Origin of the sequence: Lysobacter niastensis (genome assembly GCF_015453285.1) — a bacterium.
Taxonomy (GTDB): Bacteria; Pseudomonadota; Gammaproteobacteria; order Xanthomonadales; family Xanthomonadaceae; genus Lysobacter_J; species Lysobacter_J niastensis.
In genome coordinates, this window is sequence record NZ_JADLZT010000001.1 from 147,636 (window position 1) to 167,441 (window position 19,806).

The window sequence follows — 19,806 nt, forward strand, 5'->3', positions numbered from 1 at the left end:
AAACGCCACGCGGCCCGGCCCGGCTTTCGCCAGATTGCTCGCGTAACGCCTGCCTTCGGTCTTGCCCGTGGCTGCGGCATACGCCGTCAGCCGCTCCTGCGCCATGGCCTGTGGGCCAAGTGTGTTGACGCAGGTCCCCGCGGTTCTTCGGACATCGGTCCGCAAGTCGGCGGGTGGGCTACTCCCCGGAGGAGGAAGTGCGCGCATTCTACCAGCCCGGAAGCGCCCGGCGGGCCCGCTAAACTGAACGCATACGGTCCAGGAGTTCCTCCCATGCAATACCGCCGCCTCGGCTCGTCCGGCCTCCAGCTCTCCGCGCTCTCGTTTGGCGCATGGCTCACGTTCGGCTCGCAGATCGGCCGCTCCACCGCTCGCGACCTGATTGCGACGGCTTGGGACCACGGCATCAATTTCTTCGACAACGCCGAGACCTATGCCAACGGTGAGGCGGAAAAGGTCATGGGCGACGTCATTGCCGACCTGCGCCTGCCGCGCGACGGCTACTGCGTATCCAGCAAGGTGTTCTTCGGCGCGGTGACCGATCCGCGTCCCACGCAGAAAGGGCTTTCGCGCAAGCACGTCACCGATGCCTGCCACGCCGCGCTGAAGCGCCTGCGGGTGGACTACCTCGACCTCTACTACTGCCATCGCCCGGATCCCGATACGCCGATCGAGGAAACGGTGCTGGCAATGGACGCGCTGATCCGCCAGGGCAAGGTGCTGTACTGGGGCACGTCCGAATGGACGGCCGCGCAGATCCGCGAGGCGAACCGGTTCGCCCGCGCTCATCATCTGTACGCGCCGACCATGGAGCAGCCGCAGTACAACCTGTTGCATCGGGAGCGGGTCGAACTGGAGTACGCGCCCCTTTTCGCCGAGATGGGATTGGGCACGACGATCTGGTCGCCGCTGGCCTCGGGCCTGCTTACCGGCAAATACAGCGCCGGCGTGCCGAGCGAGGCGCGCCTGGGCCGTGAAGGGTTGGGCTGGCTGCAGCGCACCGCCTTCGGTGGCGAAGGCGAGCGGCTGGCCCGCGCGCAGGCCTTCGTCGCCTGCGCACAGGAACTCGGCCACGCGCCGGCGCCGCTCGCGATCGCCTGGTGCCTGCGCAATCCGCATGTATCGAGCGTGATCCTGGGCGCAAGCCGTCCGGAGCAGTTGTTGCAGAACCTGCAGGCACCGGAACTGCTCGAACGCATCGACGAATCCACCTGGCAGCGCCTGGAAGCCGCCGCGGCGTAACGAGTCAGCAGGCCATTGACTGGCAAATGAGAATCATTATCATCTATGGCTCGTCCAGAACGAGCCACGCCCATGTCACTGCGCCCAACGCTGCTGCATCTGAAGCCCCGTTCCGAGCGTCCGTCCGCCGGCATCGTCGTGTCCGCGGTCATGCTGCCGGGCACCGGCACGCTGCGCGGGAGCCGTGAGGTCCTGATCCGCCATGGCGGCGAGGTCTACCGGCTGCGCCATACCCGCAACGACAAGCTGATCCTCACCAAGTAATCCCGGTCGCTTCCGCCGTCTGCCGGAGCGCCCATCCCAACAAGAACAACAACTCTCTCCAAGGCTGCAAGCCCGCCTGCCGGCTGCCAGCTCGCCTCGGTCACCACCTAAAGCGAGCAGCACGCATGCAACCCGTCAGGAACACCCTGGCCGTGGCCCTGTCCACGGCCCTTTCTTTGGCCGTCTCCACCACATACGCAAGCCCCTCGGGCGTCGACTCGGCGCAGGGCGAATCGGATGTTCCGCTGATCGCCTCGGCGGCCGGCGGCATGAGCGAACTCGACCGCATCGTCGTCACTGCCACGCGCACCGAGCGGGCGATCGAGGACGTGCCGGCCACGGTCACGGCGATCGACCGCGAGGAAATGGACCGGCAGATCGTGCGCGACCTCAAGGACCTGTTCCGCTACGAGCCAGGCATCACCGTCACGTCCAGCTTCGGCCGCTTTGGCATCGGCAACGTGCGCATCCGTGGCCTCGGCGGCAACCGCGTGCGCATGGAGACCGACGGCATCTCGGTGCCGGAGGCGTTCGCGATCGGCAGCTTTTCCAACGCCAACCGCAACTTCGTTGACCTCGACACGCTCAAGCGCGTCGAAGTCGTGCGCGGCCCGGGCAGCACGCTCTACGGCTCCGATGCGCTGGGTGGCGTGGTGGCGTTCGAGACCAAGGACCCATCCGACTACCTCGCTGACGACAATCAGTACTTCGGCCTGAAGCTTGGCTTCGAGGGCGAGAACGATGGGCTGTTCGGCGGCGCCACGGCGGCGTTCGGCGGAGAACGCTGGTCGGGCCTGGTCGCTATCGGCCACCACCAGGGACAGGAGCGCGAGAACATGGGCGACGTGCGCAGCGATGACTCGACGCGTACCGCGCCCAACCCGCAGAGCAGTGATGGTCGCAGCCTGCTGACCAAGCTGGTCTATGCCCCCGGTGAACACCAGCGTTTCAAGCTGACGGTGGAAGGCAACGAAGACCAGGCCGACACGGACGTACTGACTTCGCGCGGCGCTGCCGCCGCAGCGCCCGGGGCGCCGCAGGTGCGCACGCTCTCGCTGCTGGGCAACGACCACCAGACCCGGGCGCGCGTGTCGTTCGCGCACGAGATGGACGCCATCGAATCCGCCTTCGCAGACTCACTGAAGTGGCAGATCTATCGCCAGGACAGCGAGACCACGCAGCAGACCACTGAACAGCGCGTGTCCGTGGTCGCCGGCCGTCCGGTGAATCCGACGCAGCGCTTCCGCGAGTTCAATTTCGACCAGCGCCTGATCGGGGCCGAGGCGGTGCTGCACAAGGATTTCGACACCGGCTCGGTCGCGCACTCGCTGACTTACGGCCTCGACCTGACCCACACCGAAGTCCGCCAGAAGCGCGACGGCCGATCCACCAACCTCACTACCGGCGCCGTGACGAGCACGATCCTTCCCGACGTGTTCCCGGTGCGCGACTTCCCGGTGACGACCACGCGGCAGGCCGCGGTGTACGCGCAGGACGAAATCCTTTTCGCCGACGGCGCCTTTCGCCTGGTGCCCGGCGTGCGAGTCGATCATTACGACCTCGGCACCGATGTCGACGCGATCTTCGCCGCCGACAATCCGGGCATCGCCGTCACCGGACTGACCGAGACCAGCGTGTCGCCGAAACTCGGCATGGTCTGGCATGTGGGCGGTGGCTGGTCGACATTCGGTGGCTACCAGCACGGCTTCCGCGCGCCGCCCTACAGCGACGTCAACATCGGCTTCACCAATTTCGCCTTCGGCTACACCGCCATCGCCAATCCCGACCTGAAGCCGGAGACCAGCGATGGCATCGAGCTGGGCGCGCGCTTCGGCAACGATGCCGTGCACGTGGAGGCATCGGGTTACTACAACCGTTACGCCGACTTCATCGAGTCGCAGCGCTTCGTCGGCACCAACGCCCAGGGCTTGATGGTCTTCCAGTCGCAGAACATCGCCGATGCGGAGATCCACGGCGTCGAGGCGCGTTTCGGCGTCGATCTCGGCGCCTGGTCCGACGCAATGGCCGGCTGGTCGCTGCGCGGCTCGGCGGCGTGGTCGAAGGGCGAGGACCGCAGCACCGGTGCACCGCTGGCGTCGATCGACCCGCTGCGCGCCACGCTCGGCATCGGCTATGACCACGAAAACTGGGGCGTTGAGCTGGCCGGGCGTTTCGCCGGCCGCCGCGACGATGTGCCGGTGGCGGCCGAGTTCGAAACGCCCGGCTACGGCGTCCTCGACTTGCTCGGCCATTGGGCCTTCGCGCCCGGCGCGGATGTCGACTTCGGCGTCTTCAACCTCGCCGACCGCAAGTACTGGGATGCGGGTGATGTGCCTTCCGGAGTGCTCGCCACGAGCGCCGTGCTCGACCGCTACACCAGCCCCGGCCGCAACGTCGGCGCCAGCGTGTCCTTCAGCTGGTGACCGCTCGCCACCCATGCCACGTGAATCCAGACACGACACGACCATGAAATCCAGACTCATTGCCACAGGCCTGGCGGGCCTGCTCACCTTTTCCACTCTCGCGCGTGCACACGACCATCCGGCGCAGACCGACACGGCCCGCGACCGCGCCTCGATCCTCGCCATGCAGGGCGAGTACATCGTCGACTTCGCCTTCGACGAAACGGTGCTGCTGCAGCCCGGCTACGAACGCCGCCCGGCGATGCGCAGCGGCGGCAACGAAACGGTCATCGTCGTCGAGGACACCCCGACGCGGATCGTCCTGCAGCACATCCTGGTCGACGAGAAGAGCGGCCACGTGACCAAGCACTGGCGCCAGGATTGGACGTTCGAGTCGCAGAAGCGGTTCGAGTTCACCGCCGAACAGAGCTGGCAGGTGCACGCGATTCCGGCATCGCTGACCCGCGGTGCCTGGACCCAGTGTGTGTACGAGGTCAGCGACGCGCCTCGCTATTGCGGCACCGGGCGCTGGAACTACGAGAGCGGAAGCCCGACCTGGACCAGCGACCTGAGCTGGCGGCCACTGCCGCGCCGCGAGTACACGCAGCGCAGCGACTACAACGCAATCTCGGCGATCAACCGCCACACGCTGACGCCGGGCGGCTGGACCCACGAGCAGTTCAACACCAAGGTGCTGCGCAAGCCGGACGGCACGCAGGTCGAACTGGCGCGCGAGTTCGGATTCAACGATTACCAGAGGACAACCGACGTCGACTTCAAGCCGGCTTATCGTTACTGGGATGCCACGCGCAGCTACTGGTCAACGGTGCGCGCGCAGTGGGCGCGTTTCCTTGACCAGCCGCCGGGTCTGCACCTGAAGACGAAGATCGATGGCATGGCGATGATCATGCCGCTGTTCGAGCAGGCGGGCCGCGTGGAGAAGGGCGAGCGCGTCGACGATGGCGAAATCGCGAAGGTGTTCGCGAAGTGGGTCGAGCCGCTGGCCGCGGACAAGCGCGCAGCGAGTCGCTGACTTTCGGGGTTTAGCGGCCATCGTGCTGCCCACGGATGGGCAGCGCGGTAGCCATTCTTTACATGTGCATCAGAGCAGCATCGTCAGCGCAGGGGCTTGCGGCGGCTTCGGCGGTGCCGGAGGCGCGGGCGGAGCGGGTACCGCTGCGGGGGCACCGATCGGCGCCGGCGCTGCAGGCGGTGCGGGCGGCGCCAGCGGAGCGGCAGGCGGTGCGGGCGGAGCCGGAGGCGCCGGCGGAACGGGGAGCTGCAACTGCGCCACCTTGGGCACCTTCACCTGCACGGTGCCGCTCTTGCGGTCGCGCAGATAGCTCACGCTGGCCTTGCTGTCGGCCGGCTTCTTGCGCAGCGCCGCCATCGCTTCGCGCGGCGAGTTCACGGCGGTACCGTCGATGCTCTGGATGACGTCGCCGGCCTGGAGCCCGGCCAGTTCCGGGCTGGTGCTCAACACCAGCACGCCGCGATCGGCACCGAAGTAGCGTCCCAGGTCCTTGTCGACGGTGGCGAGATTGAAGCCGCTCCAGCGGAACGCTTCGGTCAGCATCGGCAGTTTGCAGTCGCCGCCCTTGCAGTCGCCCATCGGGCCGAGTCGGATGATTTCGCTGCGCACCTGCGGCGCCACTACCGGCGCGACGTGCATCTCGATCGCGTCGGTGTCCAGGTCCATGTCGGCACCGCCATTGGCGACGATGACGCGACGCTGCGGCATCAGCTGGCGCCCTTCCTGGTCGCGCATCAGCAGCACGCGGTCGCCCGGCTGCGGCGTGGCTTTCACGGTTGCGCTGCGGCCGTCGCGTTCATAGGTCAGCGCGACCGGCGTCTTGGTGTCGAGGTGGCTCAGTTGTTCGCGCGCGTGTGCCAGCCGGTCCTCGGACGTCTTGTCGGCCAGGGTCTTGCCATTGATCGCGGTGATGCGGTCGCCGCTGCGCAGGCCGGCCTTGGCGGCGCCGCTTTCCGGCGTGACCGCGGCGACGCGGACGCCGGTGCCGGAATCCGGCTCCAGCACGACGCCGATCACCGGTCGCGATTCGAAGCGGCGCTCGAAGACGAACGAGTGGGCTTCGCCGCCCTGTTCGCGGGAAAGTTCGGCCACGCGCCGTGCCGCGCGATCGAGGTCGGCGCGCGCGTCGGCCAGTTCCTTGGCCTTGGCCGCATCGGTCGTGGTCTTGTCCTGCGCACCGGCCGCACAGGCGAGCAGCAGGCCGATCGACAAGGCGAGCAGGGCCGGCTTGGCTGATTTGATTGTCATGGTGTGTCCCGTCTGCGTTGGGTTGCGATGGTTGGGGGGTTCAATCGACGCTGACCAGCGCGCCGTCGTAGCTTTCGCCTTGAGCGGCCAGCCAGAGCTGGGTGGTTTCGACGCCGGCCAGTTCGCGCAGCGTCTGCACGCGCTCGCGCCACAGGGCTTCGTGCTGCTCGGTCGTCAGCGTGGCGCTTTGGGTGAGTCCGGCATCGATCAGGCCGACACGCTGGTCGAGTTCGGCGGTCATCACGGTGGCTGCGGCGCTCCCCACGCGTTCGTCGCGCGTCATCGCGATAAGCGCTTCCAGACGTGCGGACTCGGCCTGAAGTTGCAGCAATGCATCGCTGGGGCTGCTGGTGGACTTCGATGCGTCAACGGTCGCGACGGCAGCGGCCGTGCCTGCCGATGCGGGCTCGTCCGAGGCGGCGATCGATGCGGCCGGCGCAAGAGTGGTCGGCGCGGGTGTGGACGGCGGCTTCTTCGGCGTGCTGCGCGCGATCCGGTGTGGCGTCCTGGCCGCTGCTTGCCGTTCCGCAACGCTCGCCGTCGCCTCGCTCGAGGGCGAATCGACGGCTGGCGTGAGGGCCGGGGCCGGAAGTGGGGTAGATGCCTTCGCAGCTTCGTTGCGCGGCACGGTGGCATCAGGAACGTCCGCTACGGCGACAGAAGGGCTGGCCGGTGCCTGCGTATCGCGCTCGCGCATCAGCATCACCGGGGCCAGCGCGACCAGCGCCAGTGCCGCGGCGATCGCCAGCCAGCGCATGCGGCGCGGGACTGGATGCTTCGCACCGGTTTGTTGGTCGAGCGCACGCGACAGCCGCTGCCAGCCATCGGCCGGCGGCACTTCCAGCGGAAGCGAGGCGAACGCGCCGCTCCAGTCGCCGGAGGACAGGGGGTGCGGATGGGCAGTGTCAGGCATGGGCCCTCTCCCGGGACGGTCCGGCCGAAGCCGGTTCAAGCAGTTCGCGCAGGCGGCGGCTGCCGCGCGCGAGTTGCGATTTGGAGAAGCTCGGCGTTCGTTCCATCAGCGCGGCGATCTCCTCGTGGGTGTATCCCTCGGCGTGGTACAGCCACAGCACGCTGCGGGTGGCCGAAGGCAACTGGTTGAGGGCGCGCGTCAGCGCCGCCGCATCGGCGGCCGCCGCGGGCAGCGGCCCCGGGTCGGCCACGATCGCGCCCGCGCCGCCTTCGTCGCCGTCGAGGGCCACGTCCAGGGCATGCCGGCGCTGGCTGCGCAGGCGCATCAGCGCCTCGTTGACGGCGATCTGCCGCAGCCAGCCCCAGAACGGGCTGCCCTGGCTGCCGCGGAAATCGGCGATCTTGCCGAGCACCTTGAGCATGGTTTCCTGCAGCACTTCTGCCGCCTCCTCGCGATCGCCGGCGATCCGCATGGCCAGCGTGAACACGGGCCGTTCGAACCAGCGGTACAGCTGCTCGAATGCCGCCCGCTCGCCCGCGCGCGCGCGCGCCAGCAGGGCGTCGGGCACGTCGATGGCGAAGCTGCTGCGGGGGCAGGCCGTCGCCGGCGGCGTGTTCGGGGCGGTGGTCGGTGGCATGTCACTCATCTGGATGCAGCGGTGGGCCAAACCGTCGCAGGGGGTCGCTGGACCCGAATGGCCCAACTCCTATACTCGGTCCCAATACAGGGAGGAGAGGCACCATGTCGTTGGGATCGCTGTTGGCGGTGGTCGTGCTGGTCGCGGGCGTGATCATCCTGTTCAAGACCGTGAGGATGGTGCCGCAGGGCTACGAGTGGACCGTCGAACGCTTCGGAAAGTACACCCATACGATGGACCCGGGGCTGCATTTCCTGATCCCGATCGTCTACGGCGTCGGCCGCAAGATCAACATGATGGAGCAGGTGCTGGAGGTTCCCAGCCAGGACGTCATCACCAAGGACAACGCGGTGGTGAAGGTCGACGGCATCGTCTTCTTCCAGGTGCTCGACGCCGCCAAGGCGGCCTATGAAGTGGCGCAGCTGGAAGTGGCCATCCTCAACCTGGTGATGACCAACATCCGTACCGCGATCGGCTCGATGGACCTGGACGAGTCGCTGTCCAAGCGCGACGAGATCAACACCAAGGTGCTGATGGCGGTCGATGCCGCGACCCATCCGTGGGGCCTCAAGGTCAACCGCATCGAACTGAAGGACATCCAGCCGCCGCGCGACCTGGTCGACTCGATGGCACGCCAGATGAAGGCCGAGCGCGAGAAGCGCGCCAACGTGCTGGAAGCCGAGGGCTTCCGCCAGGCCGCGATCCTCAAGGCAGAAGGCGAGAAGCAGTCGGTGATCCTGGAGGCCGAAGGCCAGAAGGAAGCAGCGTTCCGCCAGGCCGAGGCGCGCGAGCGCCTGGCCGAGGCCGAGGCCAAGGCGACGCAACTGGTGTCCGACGCCATCGCCACCGGCAATGTCCAGGCGATCAACTACTTCGTCGCGCAGAAGTACATCGAGGCGTTCAAGGCACTGGCCGAGGCGCCGAACCAGAAGTTCGTGATGATGCCGATGGAGTCCGCTGGCGTGATCGGATCGATCGCCGGCATCGCCGAACTGGCCAAGGAAGCGCTGGACCGGCAGCCGTCGCGCGGCGCCGTGCCGCCGTTGCCTCGCGCGGGGGGCTGACGCGATGCAGTGGAACTGGGAAACGGTGACGTGGGCGGCGGTGACGCTGCTGCTGTTTGCCGCCGAGGCATTGGCGCCGGGCGCATTCATGCTGTGGCTCGGCTTTGCCGCAGCGGTGGTGTTCGTGCTGGTGCTGCTGGTGCCGGGGGTTCCGGTGCTGGCGCAGGTCGCGGTGTTCGTCGTGCTCAGCTTCGTCTCGATCCAGGTGTACCGCACCTGGTTCCGCGGCCGCGAGCGCAAGAGCGACCAGCCCGCGCTGAACCGCCGCACCGCCGCCCTGGTCGGACGCGTGGTGCCGCTGGACCGCGCCATCGTTGCCGGACACGGGCGCGTGCAGATCGCCGATGCATTCTGGGACGTCACCGGTCCGGAACTGCCGGCCGGCACCAGTGTGCGCATCGTGGCGGCCGACGGAATGACGCTTCGGGTCGAGCCGCTGTAACGCCAGCAATCCGCCGGCCACGTGCGCCGGCGTATGCGAAGCGGGCCGGCGAGGGCCCGCCGCATCTGGGATAATGCCGGGCTCACTCCACGCAAGGCCCGGCCATGATCCAGAAGACCATCCTCAACGACGCCCACCGCGCTCTCGGCGCCAAGATGGTCGACTTCGGCGGTTGGGACATGCCGATCCACTACGGCTCGCAGATCGACGAGCACCACCTGGTGCGCAGCGACGCGGGCATGTTCGACGTCAGCCACATGACCGTGGTCGACCTGAAGGGCGAGCGCGTGCGCGACTTCCTGCGCAACCTCGTCGCCAACTCGGTCGACAAGCTCAAGGTGCCGGGCAAGGCGCTCTACACCTGCATGCTCAACCCGCAGGGCGGCGTGATCGACGACCTGATCATCTATTTCCGTAACGACGGGTTCTTCCGCCTGGTGGTCAACGCCGCCACGCGCGAGAAGGACCTGGCGTGGATCACCGAGCAGGCCAAGGCGTTCGACGTGAAGGTCAGCGAGCGCCCCGACTTCGGCATGGTTGCCGTGCAGGGCCCGAGCGCACGCGAGAAGGTGATCGGCCTGCTGCGCGAGGAAGACCGCGCCGCCATCACCAAGCTCGGCAAGTTCGCCGCGGGCGAGGCGAAGACGGTCAGCGGTATCGACGTGTTCGTCGCCCGCACCGGCTACACCGGCGAGGACGGCTTCGAGGTCGTCGTGCCGGAAGCGCAGACCGTCGCGTTCTGGAACGAGCTGCTGGGTGCCGGCGTGAAGCCCGCCGGGCTCGGCGCGCGCGACACCCTGCGCCTGGAAGCCGGCATGAACCTCTACGGCCAGGACATGGACGATGCCGTCTCGCCGTACGAAGCCGCGCTGGCCTGGACCGTCGCGCTCGACGAAGGCCGCGACTTCATCGGCCGCGGCGCGCTGGAAGCGCAGAAGGCCACGGGCGTGCCGCGCCAGATGATCGGCCTGGTGATGGACGAGAAGGGCGTGCTGCGCCACGGCCAGAAGGTGCTGACCGACAACGGCGAGGGCGAGATCCTGTCCGGCACGTTCTCGCCGACGCTGGGCAAGGCGATCGCGTTCGCGCGCGTGCCGGCCGGTGCTCCGGGCAACGTCCGCGTCGACATCCGCGGCAAGGAAGTGCCGGTGCGCGTGGTGAAGTTCCCGTTCGTGCGCGATGGCCAGGCGCAGGAAGGCGTGCTCGGCTGAGTTGCCGCACGAAGTGAAAGAGCAAAAAGAAGCCGGCGAAAGCCGGCTTCGAGTTTTTTCGGGCATCCAGCCCGGGGCTTCCCTGCTTCGCGAGAGATGACAGGCGACCGGCGCGACGCCATGGGGAGAGGTTCGCCGCGCCGGACGCCGTCAGTTGTGGCGTGCTTCCAATGTCACGCCAGCGAACGCTTTCACGCCGACCACCTTGATGTAGTAAGTACCCGCACGCGCCACGGCGATGCGCGCGCTCTCGCTGTTGCCGGGCCGCACCGAGCGCACGTCGGCAGCGAGAGCGGTCGGAACCGTGCCGTAGCTGACCAGCAGGCTCACGTCGCCGCTGCCGCCATAGGTCATGAAGCTGAGGCCGCTCGCGCCCACCGGCACGTCGAGCGAGTACAGCAGTTCGGTACCGATCGCGCCGGACAATCCGCCCACCGGCATCTTGTTGGCGATCGGACGTGCGGAGCTTTCGCAGTCCGGGCCCTGGCACGGCACCACTTCATTCAAGGCCGCCTTGGCATTGAGGATGCCGCTGCCCATCGGCGTGGCCGACGGGATCGCTACCGGGAAAGCGCGCGCCGTGCCTTTCAGCAGCGCTTCGACCTGTGCGGGCGTTAGCGGTGCCGGGGCGATGCTCTGGACCAACGCCACGGTACCCGCCACGTGCGGCGATGCCATCGAGGTGCCGGACATGCCGCCGTACACCTGAGCGCCCAATTCGGGCGCGGTCAGGCTGTCGTTGAGCGCCTGCCAGACATAGCCGTCGTAACCGTCGACGCCGCCGCCGCCACCCGGCGCCGACAGGTCGACGTGCGACCCGTAATTGGAATAGCTCGCGCGGCCGCCGGTCACGCGGGTGGCGCCGACGGTGATCGTGTTATTGCAACTGGCCGGCGCATAGCCGGACGCATCGTCGTTGTCATTGCCCGCCGCGACCACGACCGTGGTGCCGTTGGCGACGGCGGTGTCGATGGCCGACTGCAGCGTGACGTCGCAGGCGCCCGGGCCGCCCAGGCTCATGTTGATCACCTCGGCCGGGTTGGTGTTGGCGGGCACGCCGGGCACGCTGCCGCCGGACGCCCATACCACCGCGTCGGCGATGTCGGACAAGTAGCCGCCGCAGCGGCCGAGCACGCGCACCGGCAGCACCTTGGCGCCGTGGGCGACGCCCGCCATGCCACGGCCGTTGTTGGTCATCTCGGCGACCGTGCCGGCGACATGGGTGCCGTGGAAGCTGCTCGAGCGCAGCGGGCACTGCGTGTCGTCGTTGTTCCAGTCGCCATAGTCGTGCGCGCCGGCGACGCGCTCGTCGGTCGGACGGCGCGAGACGAAGGCGTCGCTGATGAAGTCGTAGCCGGGCAGCATGTTGCCGTCGAGGTCGTTGTGGTCTGTGATTCCGGTGTCGATCACCGCCACGACCACGCCTGCGCCGTTCGACTTGTCCCAAGCCGCGGGTGCATTGATGCCGCCAATGGGGCTGTGCAGGTGCCACTGGTACTGCGCCAGGTACGGATCGTTCGGCATCAGCGACGGTGCGGCCATGCCGGTGTGCTGAAGGAGACGGTCGGGCTCGGCATAGGCCACGGCGGGGTCGCTGGCGAGCGTGCGCAGCAGCGCGGCGCTGGAAACGCGGTCGAGCGGGCGCGACAGTTCGATCACGTCGGCGCCGCCGGCGAGCCGGCGCAGGTGGCGAACCGACAGTCCGGGTTTGGCTGCGGCGATGCCGGAACGGCTCAGTGCAGTGCGCGCCGCGCCCAGCGCCTGCAGCGTACTTGCGCGCTGCGCCGTGCCGTTGCGGTATCGGACGATGTATCGGCGCGTCATCGCATCCGCGGCTGCGCGGGACGACGGGGCTTCGGTGGCCCGCACCACGAATCGGGGGCCTGCGGCATCGGCCGCACCGAGCACGGCGACGGAAATGGCCGCGGCGAGCGCGCAGGCGGAGAGACGGGAAAACTGGTACATGGAATGACTCCTGGAGATGCCGGCGGACCGGCATGAATGCAGCGCAGGAGGCGGCCCGGCGCGCGGGCCGCCATGCGTATCAAGGGGAAGGGCGTTTACCAGCCGAAGCCGATACCGGCGCCCGCCGAGCTTTCGTCGTCGGTGAAGGCGCCGCCGACGGTGAGCGTGGTGCGCTCGCCGATCGCGCGCTGGTAGCCGACCGACAATGCCTGTTCACCGCCGCTGAAACCCACGCCGACGCCGACGCGGTTCTGCGTGCGCACGCCGGCCGCGCTGGTGGCCATGTTCAGCATGGCCGCGTTCATCGCGCCCATCTTGTCGATGCGCTGATCGGTCTCGTCGAAGCGGTCGCCCATCTCGGCACGCAGGTCGTCGATCTCGGCCATCGGCGCGGTGATGAGGTCGTTGAAGCGCTGGTCCGTGTAGGCACGGGCTTCGCTCAGCGTGCGCGCGTCACCGGCATTCACCTGGCGCACGTTGGCGGCATCCGTGTCCGCGCTGCCGTCGGCGACGTTGACGACCTGGCGTTCGTGCCCGGCCGAGCCCACCGACACCGTGTTGGCGCGGTTGGCGACCGAGCCCTGGCCCAGCGCGACTGCGCCGGTCGCATTCGCGGCCACGCTCGCGCCTTGGCCGAGCGCGGTGCCCGAGGCAGCCTGTACCGACGCGCTTTCGCCAACCGCGACCGCATTGGTAGCCGTCGCGGCGATGACGCTGTTGGCGCCGACCGCGGTACTGCCGTCGGCATGCACCTGGGCGTTGCCGCCGAGCGCGGTGTCGTTCGGTCCGGCCGCGTGCGCGTCGCGGCCTATGGCGACGCCGTTACTGCCGCCTGCGTCGGCGTTGGAGCCGATGGCCACCGCGCCGGTGCCCTGGGCGGCATGCGCGTCGTCGCTGCCGGCGGTGCCACCGTCCACGGCGACATGGCTGTCGCTGGCACCACTGCCTGCAGGCGAACCCGGTGCCGCGGCCTCGATGGTCGCGAGGCGGCCATCGAGTGCGTTCAAGCCGCGATCCAATGCCGCGAGTGCGTCGCCGACATTGCCAAATGCATTGCCCATGACCGTGAAGCGCGCTCCGCTCACGGTGCCGAACGCGTCCATCGTCGCGCCGCCGCCGATGACACCGGCGAGGCTTTGGCCGGCCGCGAACAGCTGCGCACCAATGATCGCTTCATTGCTGCCGGCCGTGATCGCACCGGCGCGCAGGTTGGCCAGCACGGTGCCACCGGCACCCGCCAGGCTGATGCGGCCTCCCGATACGTCGTCGTAGGTCACTGCATGCAAGGCGTTGCCGCCGGCGTCGACCAGGCCTGCCTCGCGCAGCTGGCGGACGTTGACCGCATCGTGGTCCTCGACGCCATTGGCGACGTAAGCGATCTGACGCTCCTGTCCGGCGGCGCCGACCGACACGGTGTTGTCGCGGTCGGCGACAGAGCCCGCACCCAGCGCGACGCTGTTCAGCGCGCTCGCCTCGCTGCCGTCGCCGAGGGCGAGGCTGAGGTCGCCGGCCGCGACGGCGTTGAAGCCGATCGCGCTGCTGAACTCGCCGCGTGCCATCGCGCCGCTGCCGAGCGCGGAAGCGCCGATGCCGATCGCGTTGCTGCCTGACCCGAGCGCGGTGGCGTAGTCCCCTTCGGCCATCGACAGCGCGCCACTGGCCACGCTTTCCAGTCCGATGGCCTGGCTCAAGGCGCCGCTGGCGAGCGTGCGCTCGCCCAGTGCCCGCGCACCGGCGCCGACGGCGGTCGCGCCTTCACCATCGGCGAGCGAGCGGACGAAGTCCGTCCAGCCGGAGCCATCGTCCTGCGCGCCGACGAAATAGGAACCGCCCAATGCCGTGCTGTTGACGCGGGTGGCGATGGCACCGGTGCCGGCCGCGGTAGAAGCGAAGCCGAATGCACTGGCATAGGCGCCGAGTGCGCTCGAATAGTCGTAGCCGGCAAATGCGCCGATGCCCGTCGCGACGGTGAAGTTCCCCGCGGCCTGGCTGAAGGAGCCGAACGCCGCGGCGGTTTCGCCGTTGGCGACGGCGCCGACGCCGACGGCAATGCTGGCCATGCCATAACTCTTCGCGGCCAGACCGAGCGCGGTGCCCTGTTCGCCCTGGGCGAGTGCGTTCTCGCCCACCGCGGTGGCGTCTTCGCCTGACGCGACGGCGCCCACGCCGATCGCAGTGCTGAAGTTGCCGCTCGCCATCGACGCCGAACCCACCGCGGTCGACAACGCGCCGGTGGCTTCCGTCTTGTGCCAGCCGCCAACCCAACTGGTCGGTCCGCCAATCGCGACGGCGCCATTGCCGGCGGCATTCGCCATCGGGCCGATCGCGATGTCGCGCGGCGTCTGCGCGACCGCATCGCGGCCGATCGCCACCGACCAGATGCCGGTCGAGGTGGAACGCAGGCCGATCGCCACCGATTCCAGTCCGATCGCCGCCGCCGCGGGGCCGGCCGCCAGCGCGGAGGTGCCCGAGACCGCATCGTCGCTGCCGTCGCCGATGCCATTGGACGAGAAGTAGCTGATGCCGTCGGTGTCGGCGGGCAGTGGCTTCAGTGCGCGTCCGTCGGACACGAGCATGGTGGTGGCGATACCGCCGGCGGCCGCCGGTCGCGTGCATTCCAGGACGGCCCGGTAATGGCCCTGCGCATCGGGCTCTGCGGACTCGACGATCCGGCAGGCATCGCTGGGCGGCGTGGGGGAGGGGGGCGCGTCGGTGTTACTGGTTTGTGCGTATACGGCCGGCGGGGCGGCCAGCATCAGGGCTATGGCTACGTGCAACTTGGTGCGCTTCATCGTGCGTCGGTCTCTTGGAGTGGGACGCCTGCTCCGGAGAGGTGAAGCACGCGCCAGGAGCTCACGACGCTGTCATGGCCTGGCGAAGAAGGTCATTCCAATCGTTTGACGATTCCTTTATCGACGCGTTTCCGGCAGTGGATCAGGGGCTTGCGGTTGCCACTGCGCCCGTCGGCCGCGGTGCCAGGCTCAGTTCCGCGGGGATAGGACGCTCGCCGGCCAGTCGGTGGGCATGCTCGAGCGCGGCGCGCCACTCGCGCGGCTGTTCCATCCGCCGGTAAAGCTCGACCTGCAGCATCGCCAGTTCGAAGTCGTGCTCGGCCCAGGGCGCCACGCGTCCGGCCAGCGACGCGGCTTCGTCGAGTTCCCCGGTCTGCATCAACCAGTGCGCATAGGCGATGGCCGCATGGGCGATCTCGCCCGGGATGCCTCCGGACTCGGCCAGGCGCATCGCCTCCTGGTAGCTGAGTCCGGCTTGCATGTCGCGTCCCGCACGTCGATCGCGCAAGGCGGCATCCAGCGTGCGGGCGAGCGGATCGCCTGCGAATACGTCGGGAGCCTCGCGCAAGACGGGCAGGTCCGCCTGCAGCGCGGCCTCGTTACGACGCACCTGCATCCAGGCGCGTAGGCGTGGATTGCGTCCGGCCGGCCAGTCCTGCAAGGCAACTGTCGCAAGCATTGCAACGGAGCGTGTGTCTCCGGCTTGCCGCGCCAGTTCCGCCTGCAGGAACTCGCGGCGGCCGAAATCGGTGGCCGCCGCCCCACCGGCTTCGGGCATGCGCAGCAGCTCGCGCGCTTCGCGCAGGCGGCCTGCGCCGATCAGAGCCTCGGCGCGCGCCAGCAGCAGGTCCGCAACCTGGGTTGGGTCGCGCACGCGCGAGCGCATCGCCCAACCTCGTTCGCTGACGGCGAGTGCGGCACCCGTCTGCAGCAGCTGCAGGTGCGAGGCGGTCAGCATGCTGCGCACGCCGGCCAGTTCATTGGCCGCCCCCATCGCCTCGAAGTCGCGCTCGGCTTTGGCGAAGTACTGCACGGCCTGCTGGGGGCGCCGACGCTCCATCTCGACGATGCCGAGGTTGCCGTCCACCCGCGCCACGGCGAGCCGGTCGCCTGATCGCAACAACTGCACCCGCGCCTGTCCCAGGTCCGACAACGCCGCATCGAACTGTTGCCGGGCCGAGTGCGCGCTACCACGCCCATTCAGTGCACGGCCGAGATCGATGCCGCCGGATCGCGATTCGAGTTGTGCCACGGCCTCGTCGAAACTCTGCGCGGCCTCGGCATGGCGATCGAGCCGCATCAGGAACGAACCTCGCAGCGTGAGCAACTGGCCGCGGAAGGTGGCATCGCGAATCGCTTCGCGGCTGCCCAGCAACCGCGTCACCGCCGCCAGCCCGGCACTGTTGCGGCCGGCACGGAAGTCGATCTGTGCCAGCCTGTATCCGAGTTGCGGCGCCGATCGCTGCAGTTCCGGCGCGGCAAGGAGGATCCGCCTGGCCACATCCAATTCGTTGGCGAGCACCGCGGCCTGGGCGCGCAACATGCGTTCCTCCAGACCCGTGGATGCAGACGCTCCGCCTGGCGAGACCGCGCCGAGCGCAGACATCAGACGGTCGCCAGCCACGCGCGTCGCCGCGACGAGGTCCACATCGCTGGCGACGCCGCGCTGCATCAGCCCCGTGCCGTCGGTGGCCGTCAGGGTCACCTGCCATCGCTGGCGCTCGCGACGCGCATGGCCACGAACGATCCATTCGGCGTCGGTGTGCCGGCGCAGCCATTGCGGATCGGGCTGGGCGTGGTCGCCTGCGCGCAGCAGGCTCAGCGTCGCCTCGCTCGACCAGACCGGCAGGTCTGCGCGGCGCATGCGGTCGACCACGTAATCCATCATCCCCAGGCGCGCCCACGTTGCGTCGCCGGGACCGCTCACGTGCAGCGGCAGCACGACGATCGCGCCGTGCCCGGTCGCGCCTGCATGTGCGTCGGCAACTCCGGAGCGATCCCAGGGCCACGGCCCGAACAGGAACATGAGTGCGACGAACAATGCCGTGACGAAGCCGAAGTCAGCCTGCGTGCGCCAGCGCCAGGCGACCGTGCGCCGTGCGGCAGCGGTCGCGCATGCGAAGGGTTCGACCGGGTCTGCGGCGAGATTGCACGGTGTCTCCGTTGCGGCCGGCTCGTTTGCCGGCCCGGGCAGTGCGACGCTTGCCGCCTCCGGCGTGGCTTCTTCGAGCACCGTCACCGGCGCACACCAGCGGAACCCGAAGCGGGGCACGGTGCGGATCGCGCGCTGGCCTTGGCCGTCGTCTCCGATGGCGCGGCGAGCGCGAAGCACGATCTGCGCCAGTTGCGCGTCGGAGACGTCGGGGCGCGCGAACACCGCCTGCACCAGTTCGTCGCGGCCGACGGCGCGGTCGCGGTGCTCGATCAGATAGAGCAGGCATTCGAGCGCGCGTGCCGGCAGCAGCAGTGCGTCTCCGTCGCGCTGGAGTTCGCGCCTGGCGGGATCCAGCACCAGCGCGCCAAAGCGATAGCGGGCGACCTTCGTCGCGGATTGCGAGTGCATCGGTGGAGTAACCGAGTCCGGTGGGTCCGCGCCGCTGCGGCGCCATGACCCTTCGACCTGCCGTGCCCAACTCCGGCGCGACAAGCGGCCAGTCCCACGTCCAGTGGATTGCACAGATGAAGTAATGAAACAGGCCGGATGATAGGGCGGGCCGCGATCGGGCGCCTGCGAATTTATTCATCACCGGCACCCGGAAAATGCGTTCCCCGGAGGCCTCGCGTGGGGCCCTGCTGCGACATAGCATGGCCGGCGCCGGAGCAGGTTCATGCGCCAGCGATCTCAGCCAACAAGAAGGGGTGCATGCCAGATGAGTCCGCAGGACGCCGCCACGCCGACCGTCGACTATTACTTCACCCTGATGTCGCCCTATGCCTATCTGGGGCATGCGCAGGTGCTGGCGGTGGCGCGCGAGGCCGGCGCCCGCCTGGTCTATCGGCCGGCGCGCATATTCGAACTGTTCTCCGCTAACGGTGGCCTGCCTCTCGGGCAGCGTGCTCCTGCGCGGCAGCGCTACCGGCTGGTGGAACTGCAGCGCTGGCGAGAAGCGCGCGGCTTGCCGCTGAACCTCGCGCCGAAGTACTTCCCGGTCGACATCGCGCTGGCTGACCGTTGCACGATCGCGCTTGCTGAAGCGGGCGCCGATCCATCCGGATTCATGGACGCCGCGTTCCGCGCGGTGTGGGCGCAAGACCTCGATCTGGCCGATCCGCAGCTTGTCGCGCGATTGCTGACCGAGCAGGGCTTCGAAGCCAGCACAGTATTGGCGGAGGCGGAGGGCGCCGTCTCGGGCGAGATATACGAGCGCAACACGCAGGCGGCCATCGCCGCGGACCTGCCAGGCTTGCCCGGATATGTCCTCAATGGCGAGCCGTTCTGGGGGCAGGACCGGATCGACGCATTGCGTGATGCCCTGGTCAGCGGCCGGGGGCCGTACACAAGTCGCTGACATCACCCTGTCGCACCATGACGTCACGCCGTTAAACTAGCCGCCGTCCCAGCCGTCCCCCGCAGAGTTCGAGGCCAGCCATGAGTGAAATCCCCGGTGATCTGAAGTTCCTGAAGTCCCACGAATGGGTCCGCGTCGATGGCGACGGCAAGGCGACCGTCGGCATTTCCGACCACGCCCAAGGACTCCTCGGCGACCTGGTTTACGTCGAGCTCCCCAACGTTGGCGACCGCGTCGAAGCGGGCAATGCCTGTGCCGTGGTCGAGTCGGTCAAGGCTGCCTCGGACGTGTACGCGCCGGTCAGCGGCAAGGTCATCGCGGTGAACTCGGCGCTGTCCGACAAGCCGGAGACCATCAACGAAGACGCCTACGGCGAAGGCTGGATCTTCACCGTCGAGCTCGCGGAGCCGGAACAGCTCAACGAGCTGCTGGGCCCGGACGACTATGCCGAGCTGCTGGAAGACGAAGATCACTGAGCCCAGCTCGTCCCTGTATGACCTGGACCGGCCGCCATGTGCGGCCGGTTTTTTTTTGGGCGGCAGCGCCGCACTCGTCCGCCCGCGGCTCCCGCGCCGCTCGCGCTTCCGTCTCGAATATCGGCCGGAGTCATCGAGCGAGGCCGCGAAATCGGGAAACGAGTTCGCCTGTTTCGCGCTGTGCCACGAGTGATCCAGCGCATCCGATCCGGCGGTATTCGCGATGCGAACCGGAGTGCCGATCGACTGTGCAGGCGCCTCCGAGTCGTTCGAGTGGGCCGTAGAAAGTGGAAATGAGTTCGCGCACTTTCGCGCAAATGGGCTTGTGCGACGCGAAATAGGACCGCCTCCGGGAAACTTTTTTTGGGTGTGCAGCAGGCCCGAAAATCACCTCGAAGGGTTCGGCTGCGCGCAGGCCTTTGACACCCATGCGCGTCGTCGCAACGGTGAAGTGCCTTTTATTCGAATGCTGAAATGAAGTGTTTTTTTGATTGCGTTTCTTTCGCACGCGTTAGTCCGGACTAAATCCGGGCACGTGTGCTGCGGTTGCCCGGGGGCGTTCGCAGGCGACCCCGGGCAGGGCGGGCCGTAAAAAAAAACCTCCGGAG

The 19,806-nt window shown here is 68.4% G+C and carries 14 protein-coding genes, 1 pseudogene and 1 riboswitch; of the genes and pseudogenes, 9 read left to right on the plus strand and 6 right to left on the minus strand.

Annotated features, from left to right (window positions below):
* Window positions 1–44: 44 nt before the first annotated feature.
* Window positions 45–192: riboswitch (yybP-ykoY riboswitch) on the minus strand.
* An 81-nt stretch (window positions 193–273) separates the two neighbouring features.
* From IU514_RS00650 to IU514_RS00665, 4 genes and pseudogenes are all read left to right on the plus strand, one after another.
* Window positions 274–1,242 (plus strand): aldo/keto reductase, encoded by a 969-nt coding sequence (locus IU514_RS00650; protein WP_194929138.1) that lies wholly within the window; start codon window positions 274–276, stop codon window positions 1,240–1,242.
* Between the two features lie 171 nt (window positions 1,243–1,413).
* Window positions 1,414–1,506 (plus strand): annotated as a pseudogene (gene hemP, locus IU514_RS19180) (hemin uptake protein HemP); the annotation flags it as partial.
* Window positions 1,507–1,631: 125 nt separating this feature from the next.
* Window positions 1,632–3,929, plus strand: coding sequence for a TonB-dependent hemoglobin/transferrin/lactoferrin family receptor (locus tag IU514_RS00660; protein ID WP_194929140.1), 2,298 nt, complete (start codon window positions 1,632–1,634; stop codon window positions 3,927–3,929).
* Between the two features lie 43 nt (window positions 3,930–3,972).
* The gene (locus IU514_RS00665) at window positions 3,973–4,941 is read left to right on the plus strand and encodes a DUF6607 family protein (RefSeq protein ID WP_194929141.1); all 969 of its coding nucleotides are present in this window, start codon (window positions 3,973–3,975) and stop codon (window positions 4,939–4,941) included.
* Window positions 4,942–5,010: 69 nt separating this feature from the next.
* Here the strand turns inward: IU514_RS00665 and IU514_RS00670 are convergent, their stop codons facing one another.
* Genes IU514_RS00670 through IU514_RS00680 form a run of 3 tightly spaced genes read right to left on the minus strand, consistent with a single transcriptional unit; the run spans window position 5,011 to window position 7,739 of the window.
* On the minus strand, window positions 5,011–6,189 hold the full coding sequence (locus IU514_RS00670) for a PDZ domain-containing protein (RefSeq protein WP_194929142.1): 1,179 nt from the start codon (window positions 6,187–6,189) through the stop codon (window positions 5,011–5,013).
* Between the two features lie 40 nt (window positions 6,190–6,229).
* Complete coding sequence (locus IU514_RS00675) at window positions 6,230–7,102, minus strand: hypothetical protein (protein ID WP_194929143.1); 873 nt, start codon at window positions 7,100–7,102, stop codon at window positions 6,230–6,232.
* On the minus strand, window positions 7,095–7,739 hold the full coding sequence (locus tag IU514_RS00680; protein WP_228760388.1) for an RNA polymerase sigma factor: 645 nt from the start codon (window positions 7,737–7,739) through the stop codon (window positions 7,095–7,097). The genes IU514_RS00675 and IU514_RS00680 overlap by 8 nt, the downstream gene beginning before the upstream one ends.
* Before the next feature lie 104 nt (window positions 7,740–7,843).
* Here IU514_RS00680 and IU514_RS00685 point away from each other — a divergent pair, with 104 nt between their 5' ends.
* From IU514_RS00685 to gcvT, 3 genes are all read left to right on the plus strand, one after another.
* Entirely contained in the window at window positions 7,844–8,803 is a 960-nt protein-coding gene (locus tag IU514_RS00685; RefSeq protein ID WP_194929145.1) for an SPFH domain-containing protein, read from the plus strand.
* 4 nt (window positions 8,804–8,807) lie between these two features.
* A complete protein-coding gene (locus IU514_RS00690) occupies window positions 8,808–9,245 on the plus strand; it encodes an NfeD family protein (RefSeq protein WP_194929146.1) in 438 nt (145 codons plus the stop codon).
* Between the two features lie 104 nt (window positions 9,246–9,349).
* A complete protein-coding gene (gene gcvT, locus IU514_RS00695; protein WP_194929147.1) occupies window positions 9,350–10,456 on the plus strand; it encodes a glycine cleavage system aminomethyltransferase GcvT in 1,107 nt (368 codons plus the stop codon).
* 150 nt (window positions 10,457–10,606) lie between these two features.
* On the opposite strand, the gene IU514_RS00700 is transcribed toward gcvT, so the two are convergent.
* The 3 genes from IU514_RS00700 to IU514_RS00710 all read right to left on the minus strand — a co-directional run bounded on the left by IU514_RS00700 (window position 10,607) and on the right by IU514_RS00710 (window position 17,776).
* On the minus strand, window positions 10,607–12,421 hold the full coding sequence (locus tag IU514_RS00700; protein ID WP_194929148.1) for a S8 family peptidase: 1,815 nt from the start codon (window positions 12,419–12,421) through the stop codon (window positions 10,607–10,609).
* A gap of 95 nt (window positions 12,422–12,516) precedes the next feature.
* A complete protein-coding gene (locus tag IU514_RS00705; RefSeq protein ID WP_194929149.1) occupies window positions 12,517–15,213 on the minus strand; it encodes a YadA-like family protein in 2,697 nt (898 codons plus the stop codon).
* A gap of 142 nt (window positions 15,214–15,355) precedes the next feature.
* A complete protein-coding gene (locus IU514_RS00710) occupies window positions 15,356–17,776 on the minus strand; it encodes a winged helix-turn-helix domain-containing protein (protein WP_194929150.1) in 2,421 nt (806 codons plus the stop codon).
* A 307-nt stretch (window positions 17,777–18,083) separates the two neighbouring features.
* On the opposite strand from IU514_RS00710, the gene IU514_RS00715 reads away from it, so the two are divergent.
* Together IU514_RS00715 and gcvH are read left to right on the plus strand one after the other, a co-directional pair.
* A complete protein-coding gene (locus IU514_RS00715) occupies window positions 18,084–18,722 on the plus strand; it encodes a 2-hydroxychromene-2-carboxylate isomerase (protein WP_194929151.1) in 639 nt (212 codons plus the stop codon).
* An 80-nt stretch (window positions 18,723–18,802) separates the two neighbouring features.
* The gene (gene gcvH / locus IU514_RS00720) at window positions 18,803–19,198 is read left to right on the plus strand and encodes a glycine cleavage system protein GcvH (protein WP_194929152.1); all 396 of its coding nucleotides are present in this window, start codon (window positions 18,803–18,805) and stop codon (window positions 19,196–19,198) included.
* Window positions 19,199–19,806: the final 608 nt, after the last annotated feature.